The following is an 11,816-nucleotide window of genomic DNA, read 5'->3' as shown; positions in this document are numbered from 1 at the left end:
CGGGTAATGATGCAAACAGCAAGAGACAAGATCCGCGAACTGCGGGCCTTACATGATGACGGTCTGTTGAGTCTCCAAGAGTTCGACCGTCGCAAGAACGCCATCCTGGATGCGGAATACGCGCCGCCGGGAGGCGTTGGCGCGTCTGCGCCGCCAGCGACGCCGGTGCGCCAGGGCACGGAGCTGGGCCTGATGACTGGCCAGGAAATCGGCCCGCAGAACCGCCGCTACCGGCTGGAGCGCTTGATCGGCATGGGCGGCATGGGCCAGGTGTGGCTGGCGACCGACCTCGCCACCCATGCGGAATTGGGCCACAGCGACCAGGTGGCCCTGAAGATCCTCCCGCCGCAGCTGACGCAAAGCGCCACCCACGCAAAACTGCTGATCGAGGAAGCGACGCAGGCGCGCAAGCTGGCGCATGAACATATCGTCCGCGTGTACGAATGGGCGCAGGATCCCGCCACCTCCAGCTACTTCATCATCATGGAGTATCTGGAAGGGCAGGATCTGGATGCGTACTTGGCCGAGCAAGGCCCGCTGCCGCTGGAGTCGGTGTACAAGCTGCTCGCGCCGATTGGCGATGCGCTGCAATACGCATGGGACAAACACAAGCTGGTGCACCGCGATATCAAGCCGGGCAACGTCTTCCTGACCAAAAAGGGTGAAGTCAAGCTGCTGGACTTCGGCATTGCCTCGCGTGCGCGCAGCGCCGGCAGCAGCCTCGGTTTGCAGACGCCGAACGCCGGCACCGCCGGCTATCGCGCGCCGGAGGCGGGCACGCACCAACGCCAGCCCGCGCCCAAGCTGGATGTGTATGCGGTGGCGGTGATGATCTACCAGCTGCTGGAAGGTCGCATGCCGTTTGACGATATGCGTCCGGCCGACTTCCACCCCTCGCCGCCGCGCGGCTTGAATGAGCGCCAGTGGAAAGTGCTGCAGGAAGGCTTTGCGTATTTGCAGGAGCGCCGTCCGGAATCGGTCAACGCGCTGCTGGCGGAGTTGCGCCGCGCCGCAGGCCCGAGCGAGGCGGAGCTGGCCGAAAAAGCCGCGCAAGCCGCGCGCGAACAGGCGGCACGCGAACAGCAGCGCCAGAAAGAACAAGTAGCGCAAGCGGAATTGGCGCGCCAGACCGAGGAAAAGCGCAAGGCAATGGTGGCCGAACTGGCGGCGCGGCGCAAGGCGGAACTGGAAGCCGCCGCAGTGGACAAGCAGCGCCGCGCGCTGGAAGCCAAACAGCGCGCCGAAGCGGAAGTCGCAGCGCAGGCCCGCAAGCAGGTGTTGCGTGAGCAGTTGCAGGCGCGCCGCGAGGCCGACGCCAAGGCTGCGCGCGACGAACGCGAGGAGCAGCAGCGCAAGGTGGCGCAGCTGAAGGCGGAAGTGGCGTATCGCCAGGAGCAGGAGCGGCACCGCAAGCAGCAGGCCGAACGCCATGCGGCGGAGGTGGCGGCGATGACCGCCAGTGCGCCGGTGGCCGACGCCAACGGTGTGCTGCGCGACCGCTTCCTGGACGGTACCGGTGTCGGTCCCGATCTGGTGCTGATCCCGACCGGTCGCTTCCAGATGGGCTCTCACGAACATGAGCAGGCGTTGGCCATCAAGGCCGGCGCGCAGAAGAACTGGCTGGACCGCGAACTGCCGCAGCACTGGGTCGGCATCGAGTATTCGTTTGCGCTGGCGCGCTTCCCGGTGACGGTGGGGCAGTGGCGGCGCTTCGTCAAGGACACCGGCTGGGAGTCGCAGTCCGACACCGACTGGCGCGATCCAGGCTTCAAGCAATCCGACGAGCACCCGGTGGTGGGCGTCAGCTGGATGGATGCGCAGCAGTACCTGCGCTGGCTGTCGCAGAAGACCGGCCACGTGTACCGTTTGCCGACCGAGGCCGAGTGGGAGTACGCCTGCCGCGCCGGCACCAAGACCGCCTTCAGCTTCGGCGACACCATCAGCACCGAGCAGGCCAACTACGACGGTCACTACACCTACAACGGCGGCCCACGCGGTGCGTACATCCAGGGTACCAACAAGGTTGGCGCGTTCCAGCCCAATCCATGGGGCCTGTTCGACATGCACGGCAATGTATGGGAATGGACCCAGGACGTGGTGCACGATAACTACGCCGGCGCGCCCGCCGACGGCAGCGCGTGGGAAGCAGGCGGCGATCCGGTGCGGCGGGTGCTGCGCGGCGGCTCGTGGCTGTACAACCCGCGCTATCTGCGTTCCGCCGTGCGCAATGGATTTTCGGCGGTGCTGGCCAACGACATTGTCGGCTTTAGAGTCGCCCGCAAGCTCGCATGAGGTATACTGCCGGACTTTGAAAGTCAGGATTATCCATGAGCGCTTTGCCACCATGCCCTAAATGCAGTTCCGAATATACCTACGAAGACGGCGCCAGTCTGGTCTGCCCTGAGTGCGCGCACGAGTGGCCGGCCGGCGCCGCCGCCGATGCGGCTGAAGATGGCCCACGCGTGTATCGCGACTCGGTCGGCAATGTGCTGCAGGACGGCGACACCGTCACCGTGATCAAGGACTTGAAGCTGAAGGGCGGCGGCGGCACCGTCAAAGTCGGCACCAAGGTCAAGAACATCCGCCTGGTCGATGCCGATCACGATATCGATTGCAAGATCGATGGCTTCGGCGCCATGAGCCTGAAAACCGAATTCGTGCGCAAGGTATGACGCGCAAGCTGTTCCTGTTTGACCTGGATGACACGCTGCTGGACTTCAAGGCGTCCGAGCAGCTGTCGTTCACGCGCACCTTGCAGGCGCTGGGCATGGATGGCGATCTCGCGCAGCTTTTCCTCGGCTACCAGGCGATCAACCTGGCGCTGTGGCGCGCGTTTGAAACCGGCGCCGTGTCCAAGGACGTTCTCAAGGTGGAGCGCTTTCGCAAGACCTTCGCCGAGAACGGCCTGGCACTGGACCCGGAAGCGGCCAGCCGCCTGTACCTGGAATCGCTGTCCGATACCGTGGTGCTGATCGACGGCGCCCTGCAGTTGTGCGCAACGCTGGCCGGCATGGGCGAGGTGGGCATCATCACCAACGGCGTGGAAGCGATCCAGAACCAGCGCATCGCCAAGTCCGGGCTGCGCGAGCATATCTCGTTCGTGGCCACCTCCGAAGCCTGCGGTTACGCCAAGCCGGATGTGCGCTTCTTTGAATATGCGGCGCGCATGGCGCGGCCGTTTGCCAAGGAAGACGCAATCATCATCGGCGACCGCCTGGACGCCGACATCCTCGGCGCCAACCGTTATGGGATCGACAGCTGCTGGTTCAATCCTGAACGCCTGGCCAACACGTCGACAGCGATTCCAACCTACGAAGTCAACAATCTCCCCGATATCCTGCGTTCGCTGGCATAATCAGCTGTCGACCCGACCTGGATTTCACGATGAGAAGCGTGCGCTCGTTATTGTTGATTGTGTTCGCAGCGTTATGCGCAGCGGGCGCGCCGGCCGGTGCGGCCACTCCCACCATCGGGCCGGACCTGGCCGACTACAGCCACACGCAATGGACTGCCGCCGACGGCGCGCCGCCGGGGATCGGCAGCATGGCGCAGACCGCCGATGGCTGGCTGTGGTTCGGCACCGCCGATGGTCTGTACCGTTTTGACGGCGTCCGCTTCAGCCGCTACCGCCTGCCACCACGCCTGGGATTGAACCGCGACCGCGTCAACCTGGTGCGCGCGGCGCCCAACGGCGATTTGTACATCACCTATTTCGCCGAAGGCCTGTCGGTGCTGCACCCGGACGGCCGGGTCGACGCCATCCCGGCGCCACCGTTGGCGCGCAATGGCATCGGCGACATTACGATCGACAACGATGGCAGCCTGTGGGTCATCGCCGGCAATATCCAGCAGTTCAAGGACGGGCGCTGGCGCGTGGTCGCCGATGGCCCCGAGTGGAACGGCGCGCCTGGCATCAGCATGTTGCTCGATCAGCGCGGCGATCTGTGGGCCACCAATAACGCGGGCGTATGGCGGCTGGACCGCAAGGCCGAGCGCCTGGTCAAGATCATGGATGGCGGCGGCCAGCTGCTGTTTGCGCCGGATGGACGTTTGTGGCAGCTGCGCGATGCGGCGACGATCCGCTTCATCGCCCAGGCAGGCGGCGCGCGGCCCGCAGCCTACGCGTATGCCGAAAGTATCTGGGGCGGCGTCTTTGACAGCGATGGCGGGCTATGGCAGCTGGACTGCGCCGCGCCGGTGTGCCGCGTGCAGCCCAAGGCGCCGCCGGGCGCGGAGTTGCAGTCCGGTGCGGTGATCCAGGTGGCCACCGTTGGCCAGGTCCGGCAGTTGTCCGGGCGGGAAGCGAAGAATATTCTGGAGGACCGCGAGGGCAATATCTGGATCGCCACCGAGAGCGGTATCGACCGCTTCCGGCGCAACCGGCTGCTGAACAGCGGCCTGGATGGGGCCGGCGCGAAATACAGCTTGTCCACCGACAGCGCGGGCCATATCTGGGCGGCGGACATCAGCAGCGGCGCCCTGTGGCGGCTGAGCGCCAATGGCCGGCCGCAGGCCGTGGCGCGGCCGCCGGTCACGCTGGTGGCGAATGGCCGCCACGGCACCGTCTTCATCGGCGACAAGCGCGCGATTGAGCGCATCACCAGCGACCGCAAGGAGATCATCCCGCTGCCGCCCGGCGCGGACGGCAAGCCGCGCGACCACCGCATGCTGGGCATCCTGGATGACGGCAAGGTGCTGTGGACTGCGACCATGGAGACCGGCCTGATCGGCTGGCGCGACGGCAAATGGCTGCCGGCTACGGCGTTCACGCTGCCGGCCAAGATCTTCCAGTCCGGCCCCGCCGGCGTTGGCCAATTGTGGCTGGCCACCGGCGACGGCACGCTGGTGTTTTACGACGACGGCAAGCTGACCACCAGCGACATTCATCAGGTGGGCATGGCTACCAGTGTGTTCCTGAGCGGCGAACCGATCGTCAGCGGCTCGGACGGCACCGGCGTGTTCAAGAATGGCAAGCTGACGCTGTGGCGCGCTGCCGATGCGGACGTGCTGCGCAACATCTCCGGCCTGGTGGTGACGCGCGACGGCGATCGCTGGCTCAATGGCGCCGCCGGCCTGGTACATGTGCGCGCCGAGGACTGGACGCGCAGCATCGCCGATCCGACGCAACCGCTGCGCTACGAGGTGTTCGGCGCACTGGATGGTTATCCGGGACGGGCGGTGATCGAATCGCGCTGGCCCACCGCCATGAGTCCGGACGGCCGCCATCTATGGCTGCTGGCCACCGGTGGCGTGGTGCAGCTCGATACCGCCAGGTTGCAGCGTAACCGGGGCACGCCGCAGCCGGCGATTCTGGGCGTGACGACGGACCAGCGCACCTATGCTGCCGACCGCGCATTGCGGCTGCCGCCCGGCAGTGGCCACTTCCGCATCGACTTCACCGCGCCGCTGCTGCGCGCGCCGGAAAGCGTGCGCTTCGAGTATCGCCTCGACGGCGTCGACGCGCACTGGCAGGACGCCGGCAGCCGCCGTTCGACCTCGTACACCAACGTTGGCGCCGGCGACTACGTATTTCGTGTGCGCGCGTTCAACGAGGACGGCACGCCCAGCGTCAACGAGGCCAGCCTGCGGGTGACGGTGGAGCCGACGCTGGCGCAGAGCCTGTGGTTCCGCATCAGCTGCGTGCTGGCGCTGGCCTTGCTGGCGTTTGCGCTGTACCACTATCGCATTCGCCAGCTGTCGCGGCGCATGGCCGAACGATTGCAGGTGCGCGTAGCCGAGCGCGAACGCATCGCCATCGAGCTGCATGACACGGTGCTGCAATCCATGCACGGCGTGATCCTGCATGCGGAAAATGCGGTGGAGAAGATCGAGGGGCAGGCTGAAACGCGGGATAAGTTGACTCAGGTGATCGAGCAAGCCAACAACGCCATCATCGAGGGGCGCGAGCGGGTGCAAAGCCTGCGCCATGGCAGCGACGACGAGTTGATCGACCTGTTCGACGCGCTGGTGGCGCGCGAAGGCGCTGCGGCGCCGGTGCGGGTGGTGCAGCAGAGCGTCTCGCGCGCGCTGCATCTGGTGGTGAAGGACGAGCTGTATGTGGTCGGCCGCGAAGCATTGCGCAATGCGCTCCGCCACGCCCACGCCAGCCAGGTCACGCTGACGCTGTCCTATGCGGCGAAAGAGCTGGTGCTGGAGGTGCGTGACGACGGCGTGGGCATTCCGGCCGAGATCCTGGCCGCCGGCGGCCGTCCCGGACATCTGGGACTGGACGCCATGCGGCGCCGCGCCGAGCAGGTTGGCGGCAAGTACAGCATTATTTCGCGGCCGGGCGAGACGTTGGTGCGGATCGCGATTCCGGCCCGCCTGGCGTATCTCACCGATCCTCAGGGACGCACGGTGTAATTGGCCGGGGTCCAGGTCCAGCTCTTGCCGTTGGCGCGGATGTAGCCGATGCCGGGGAATTGCAGGTGCGCCGCCGCCACCAGGTCGTTTTCCTTGGCGATCATGGAGAACGCCGCGGTGCGCGCGGCATACGCCTGTTTCGGATCGCTGTCGAAGCCGATGGTCACCGCCGGCGCGTCGAACTGCACGGCCGCGACGTGAATCAGGTCGCCGAGGATGACCAGTTTCTTGCCCTTGCTCTCGACGATGTACGAGGTGTGGCCGGGCGTGTGGCCATAGCTGGACAGCGAGACGATGCCGGGCACCACTTCGCCGTTATGCTCGAACGGCTTGAATTTGCCGGCCTTGACGTATGGCGTGAGCGACGTCATCGCGCCCTGGAAAAAGCCGGTGAAATCCTTGGGGGCGCGCGCCATGTTTTCCTGGCTGAGCCAATAGTCGGCGTCGCGCTTGTCGGCGTGGACGGTGGCGTTGGGGAAGGCAATCTTCCCGTTGACCATCAGGCCACCGACGTGGTCCGGGTGGAAGTGCGTGATCAGGATGTCCTCGACTTGCTCCGGCTGGTAACCGGATGCTCTCAGGTTGTCGGCCAGCTTGCCCAGGGTCGGGCCGAACAGCGCGCCGCTGCCCGTATCGACCAGTATCAGCTTGCTGCCGGTGTTGACCAGGAAGGCGTTGGTCGAGGTGGTGGTGGGCGTGGTCAGGTGCGCCTTGTCCAGCGCGGCCTGGGTCTTGGTCTTGTCGTTCTTCAGCAGGTCGACCATCGGCAGATCGGCGGTGCCGTCGCTCAGCGGCGTGACTTCGACGTCTCCCACCATGATGCGGGCAAAGCCCGGCGTGGCGATCTTCGACAGCGGTGCGGCGGCCTGCGCGCCGAAGGTCAGTGATCCCAGTGCGAGGGTGGCGGTTGCCAGTGCAGAGCGGAGTACTGCGTTGTTCATGATGTGCCTTTCTTTTTAGGTAGAGAACCTGGCAATTACATCATGTGCGGCGCCGGCCAACCACTGGTATTAGGTTTAGCCATGCTGTAGCCAATATTCGGAATGGCCGCCTGGTACTTTCGGCGGAGCCTACGCCTCGTCGTCCGGCAGCGCCACCGTGGAGTATGGGGAGAGCACGCGCCAGCCCAGCGTGGCATACAGCGCGCGGCCTTGTTCGGTGGCCACCAGCACGCGCTGCGCGGCCTGCGACTGCTGCGCCGTGCCCAGCGCCGCCATCAGCGCGGCGCCCAGTCCCTGGCGCTGGTGCTGCGCCTCGGTGGCGATGCGGTCGAAGGCGAACACACCTTCATATTCCACCGCGTAGCCGCTGGCGGCCAGCGTATCGTCTTCGGCGAAGATGCGGGCGGTGGTGGTGCGGCCTTCGGTGGATACCTGCATCCAGAATCCGGACGGCAGCGACGGCACCGGGTTGCGTCCTGCATCCTTAATCATCAGATAGGCGTCCGGTTGCAGTTCCCAGCGTGGCGTGACGCGCGCCTGCAGCAGCGATGGCCGGCCGCACATCTTGATAAACACCTTCGGCTGGTTGATCTCGCGCGCCAGTTCGGTGATGGCCGGATCGGCGCCGGCAAAGACATAGCGGCGCAGTTCGTCCGGCTGGCCGGTGTCCACGCGCAGGCCGCCGCGGTCCGGCACCGGCGCCGGCAGGCCGCGCGCGATCGAACGGGCCGACAGCCAGCTGGCAAGCAGTTGCGGGTCTACAGTGCTCATTCATTCCTCACGCTTGATGTTATCCTTGACCGATTATATGACTGGAAGCGGTATGATCTCTAGACAGTACGTGTCGCAGGTGCGGTTGAAAGTGGAGGAGGTGGCGAGCTTTGACCATTATCCGTTTTCCCTGCCCGCCGTCCGCCATCTGAACACGCTGCCGCTGCATCCCAAAGTGACTTTTCTGGTCGGCGAAAATGGCTCGGGAAAATCGACTTTGCTGGAGGCGATCGCGATCGCCTTTGGTTTTAATCCGGAAGGCGGCACCAAAAATTTCGGCTTCAATACGCGTGCCTCGCATTCGGAGCTGCATCGGTATCTGCGGCTGGTTAAGGGTGTCAAGCAGCCGCGAGATGGCTTCTTCCTGCGGGCCGAGAGCTTCTTTAACCTGGCGACTGAAATTGAGCACCTGGACCAAAGCGCGCTGGGACCGCCGGTGATTAACTCCTACGGTGGGAAGTCTCTGCACGAACAATCGCATGGCGAGTCTTTCTGGTCGCTGGTGATGCACCGCTTTGGCGGCAACGGCTTTTATGTATTGGATGAGCCGGAAGCGGCGCTGTCGCCGCAACGCCAGCTGGCGCTGCTCAGCCGCGTCCATCAACTGGCAAATGAGAACTCGCAGTTCGTCATCGCCACGCACTCGCCGATCTTGATGGCCTATCCGGATGCCGACGTTTATCACTGCTCGGACGCGGGACTCAAGCGCGTGCATTACGAGGACACCGAGCATTTCCAGATCATGCACGATTTCGTCACGAACCCGCAGCGCATGTTGGATATTTTACTGTCGTCATGAGGCCTTTTAGAAGAAGCATAACTCCGTCATTCGGTGTACATTGTCGGTTCTGATTTAACGCCTACAAGGAACATAGAATGACGATCAAAGCCCTGCGTGATCAATCCCTGCCAATGCGCCACATCGTCCATGTGCGCAACCACATCATCTCCTCCGATATTTCGGTGGAAGAGGGCGGCAGCGACGCCGGCCCGTCGCCGCACGATTTGTATGACGCCTCCCTGAGTGCCTGCAAGGGGCTGACCGTGGTGTGGTATGCCAAGCGCAAGAACATCCCGCTGGAGAATGTGGAAGTCACAATGGAACGCGATGACAAGGAAGAGCGTCACGGCGTCTACCGTTTGACCGCCACGCTGCACCTGACCGGCGACCTGACCGACGCGCAGCGCGCGGAGCTACTGGCCGTGGCGGAGAAATGTCCGATCCATAAGCTGATGACCGCAGTGACCACCGAAATCACTACCGTACTGGGATAACACCATGAGCGTGACAAATCTGCTGAAGGGCCATGAGAAAGACCTGGGCGGTGGCCTGATGGTGCGCCGTTTCCTGCCATCCGCCATCAAGCAGGCGGTGGGGCCGTTCATCTTCTTCGACCATTTTGGTCCGCTCGATGTGCCGCTGGATGCCGACCATGATGTGCGTCCGCATCCGCACATCGGCCTGGCCACCGTGACCTACCTGTTTGAAGGCGCGATGGACCACCGCGACAGCCTGGGTACTGTACAGCGCATTGAGCCGGGCGCCATCAACTGGATGACGGCCGGCAGCGGCATCGTGCATTCCGAGCGCACGCCGAAGGACCTGGTCGGCAAGCCGCACCGCACGCATGGCCTGCAATTGTGGGCCGCGCTGCCGGTGGCGCATGAAGAGGAAGCGCCGGCGTTCCACCACACGCCGGCTGGTGAGATTCCGGAACTGGACATCGACGGCGCCAAGGTGCGCGTGCTGATTGGATCAGCCTTCGGCCAAACCTCGCCGGTCAAGACCTTCAGCCAGACGCTGTATCTGGATGTTGTGCTGCAAGCGGGTCATGAGCTGGTGCTCGACAACCTGCCGGTGGAAGCGGCGGTCTACCCGATCAGCGGCGAACTGGAAGTCGACGGCGCGCCGCTGGAGCTGCACACCATGGCGCTGCTGAACACCGAAGGTCCGCAAAGCGTGAAAGCGCAGTCGGAAGCGCGCCTGGTGGTGATTGGCGGCGAACCGCTGGACGGCCATCGCTTCATGTACTGGAACTTTGTTTCGTCGCGCAAGGAGCGTATTTCGCAGGCGGCGGAGGATTGGGAAGCGCAGCGCTTCGCGCCGGTGCCGGGAGAGACGGACTGGATTCCACTGCCGGCGAAGAAGCCGTCGGCATAAGCGCTGATTGGAGCGGTCAGGCGGTGGACAGTGCGTTCGCCGCCACCGTGCTGTACATGTCATCCGCGCCGGTGCGGATGATCCAGTGTTCCGGATATGGATCGCTGGCGAAGCGGGTATGGCGCGGCACGCGGCTCAGTTTATCCAGCGAGACGGTCGGCGCCAGCGCGGTTTCCTGCCCGGTCAGCTGGTCGAGGTGCCAAAAGCCGCCGTCGCGGTGCAGCAGTAGCGGCAGCGCTGCCGCATGCGGCGCGGCGGCATACGATTTGACCGGATAGCCGGGATGCGCGTCCGGCGCCAGCAGGTAGAAGCATTCTGCATTGGCGCCATGGTCGACCCGGTGCAGGATCACGCCGTGCGGCATGATGGCCGATACTGCCAGCGTGACGATGCCCTTGATGCTGGCGCTGAATTCGATCCGCATGCCGAGACGCAGCGCGGTCGGCTTGTTCTTGCCCGGCCAGACGCCATCCAGCAGGATGCCGTAGCGCGATACATCTTCAATTTCAAATCCCTGGCCGGAACGGCGGATCACGGCATGGCGCCCCGACAGGCGCCGTGTGAGGCCATTGGTGTCCTGGCCGTCCGCAGTGTAGTGGGTCAGCATGACGTCCGCTTCCGGATCGACCAGTTCAAAGCGGCCGATCACGCATTCTTCCATCGCGAACAAACGGATCTGGCGTTGCGCGCCGGCTTCCGGTGCGGCGTTGACCATCGAGGCGGCGCGCGTGGTGTGCGGATGCACGGCGGCCGCCTGCGGCATGTCGATTTCGATCAGGTCTTCGTCCCACGCGATGGTAGAGAAGCCCAGGTCCACTTTGCCGGCCGGCGCGTTCAGGTCCAGATGCGCGATGCCGGCGTTGCGGGCGGTGACGTCGATATCCAGGCTATCGCCGCCTTGCGCGCTGACGCGGGCAATCGACGCGTCGTCCGCCATCACGCGTACGTTCTTGTGGGTGCTGAGGAAGATGCGGTGGATTTCGGTCAGCGTGGCGTCCAGGCGCGGCACCAGGATGACGAAGGTACATACCCATTTGCGCGCCGCCATGCCGGGATGCTGGCTAAGCAGCTCAATGCTGATCTGGTACTGGCCATGCTCCTTGCCGCGCGACGAGAACTCGACGAACACCGGACGCCATTCGCCGCCGACTGCGCGCACGAAGTGCTGGCGCGCAGCGCCGTTGGGAATCAGGTCCGATTGCAGTTGCAGCGTCAGTTGCGGCGCGCAGGCGTCCGGCATGCCGCGCAGTTCCATCTTCAAGGTCTGGCGGCCGCCGGCGGCGCGCGGGTCGAAACCGCTGATGTGCAATTGCGGACGCAGCGCCTGCGCGCGCTGATGCGGGCGGGCGTAGTTTGGTTCGGCGGCTTGGGTATTGGCGGTGTTGGCCGATGCAGGGACGACATCCAGCACCGTGACCGGCGAGGCGGGACGGGTGGTGCGCAAGGCAGTCAGCAGATCGTAGCTGGACGCTTCCGTTTGGGCGTGGCCGCCTTCACAAGTTTGCGCTCCAGGCATGACCCAGAAGGTGCAATGCGGGTGCTGGGCATTACTGCATTTTTTCATGACAAACCGACCGATG

General features: G+C 64.7%; 10 protein-coding genes. 7 read left to right on the top strand and 3 right to left on the bottom strand.

Annotated elements, in window-relative coordinates; genetic code table 11:
* Positions 1 to 6: 6 nt before the first annotated feature.
* Genes GTP55_RS24350 through GTP55_RS24335 form a run of 4 tightly spaced genes read left to right on the top strand, consistent with a single transcriptional unit; the run spans position 7 to position 6,363 of the window.
* The gene (locus GTP55_RS24350) at positions 7 to 2,292 is read left to right on the top strand and encodes a bifunctional serine/threonine-protein kinase/formylglycine-generating enzyme family protein (protein WP_161047388.1); all 2,286 of its coding nucleotides are present in this window, start codon (positions 7 to 9) and stop codon (positions 2,290 to 2,292) included.
* A 35-nt stretch (positions 2,293 to 2,327) separates the two neighbouring features.
* On the top strand, positions 2,328 to 2,672 hold the full coding sequence (locus tag GTP55_RS24345; RefSeq protein ID WP_161047387.1) for a zinc ribbon domain-containing protein YjdM: 345 nt from the start codon (positions 2,328 to 2,330) through the stop codon (positions 2,670 to 2,672).
* Positions 2,669 to 3,355, top strand: a complete 687-nt coding sequence (locus GTP55_RS24340; protein ID WP_161047386.1) for a YjjG family noncanonical pyrimidine nucleotidase — start codon at positions 2,669 to 2,671, stop codon at positions 3,353 to 3,355. The genes GTP55_RS24345 and GTP55_RS24340 overlap by 4 nt, the downstream gene beginning before the upstream one ends.
* Positions 3,356 to 3,393: 38 nt before the next feature.
* The gene (locus tag GTP55_RS24335) at positions 3,394 to 6,363 is read left to right on the top strand and encodes a sensor histidine kinase (protein WP_161047385.1); all 2,970 of its coding nucleotides are present in this window, start codon (positions 3,394 to 3,396) and stop codon (positions 6,361 to 6,363) included.
* Here the strand turns inward: GTP55_RS24335 and GTP55_RS24330 are convergent.
* Both GTP55_RS24330 and GTP55_RS24325 read right to left on the bottom strand, forming a co-directional pair.
* Positions 6,345 to 7,304, bottom strand: coding sequence for an MBL fold metallo-hydrolase (locus GTP55_RS24330; protein ID WP_161047384.1), 960 nt, complete (start codon positions 7,302 to 7,304; stop codon positions 6,345 to 6,347). The genes GTP55_RS24335 and GTP55_RS24330 overlap by 19 nt on opposite strands.
* Positions 7,305 to 7,433: 129 nt before the next feature.
* Positions 7,434 to 8,075, bottom strand: a complete 642-nt coding sequence (locus GTP55_RS24325) for a GNAT family N-acetyltransferase (protein ID WP_161047383.1) — start codon at positions 8,073 to 8,075, stop codon at positions 7,434 to 7,436.
* Between the two features lie 52 nt (positions 8,076 to 8,127).
* Here GTP55_RS24325 and GTP55_RS24320 point away from each other — a divergent pair, with 52 nt between their 5' ends.
* From GTP55_RS24320 to GTP55_RS24310, 3 genes are all read left to right on the top strand, one after another.
* On the top strand, positions 8,128 to 8,874 hold the full coding sequence (locus GTP55_RS24320) for an AAA family ATPase (protein WP_161047382.1): 747 nt from the start codon (positions 8,128 to 8,130) through the stop codon (positions 8,872 to 8,874).
* Positions 8,875 to 8,951: 77 nt separating this feature from the next.
* Positions 8,952 to 9,350: an OsmC family protein gene (locus GTP55_RS24315; RefSeq protein ID WP_110848133.1), complete on the top strand. Its 399-nt coding sequence runs from the start codon at positions 8,952 to 8,954 to the stop codon at positions 9,348 to 9,350.
* 4 nt (positions 9,351 to 9,354) lie between these two features.
* Complete coding sequence (locus GTP55_RS24310) at positions 9,355 to 10,236, top strand: pirin family protein (protein WP_161047381.1); 882 nt, start codon at positions 9,355 to 9,357, stop codon at positions 10,234 to 10,236.
* A gap of 16 nt (positions 10,237 to 10,252) precedes the next feature.
* On the opposite strand, the gene GTP55_RS24305 is transcribed toward GTP55_RS24310, so the two are convergent.
* Positions 10,253 to 11,800 (bottom strand): FHA domain-containing protein, encoded by a 1,548-nt coding sequence (locus GTP55_RS24305; protein ID WP_229258145.1) that lies wholly within the window; start codon positions 11,798 to 11,800, stop codon positions 10,253 to 10,255.
* Positions 11,801 to 11,816 lie beyond the last annotated feature (16 nt).

Origin of the sequence: Duganella margarita (assembly GCF_009857535.1) — a bacterium.
Lineage (GTDB): Bacteria > Pseudomonadota > Gammaproteobacteria > Burkholderiales > Burkholderiaceae_D > Rugamonas > Rugamonas margarita.
This window is presented reverse-complemented; position numbering and strand designations above follow the sequence as displayed.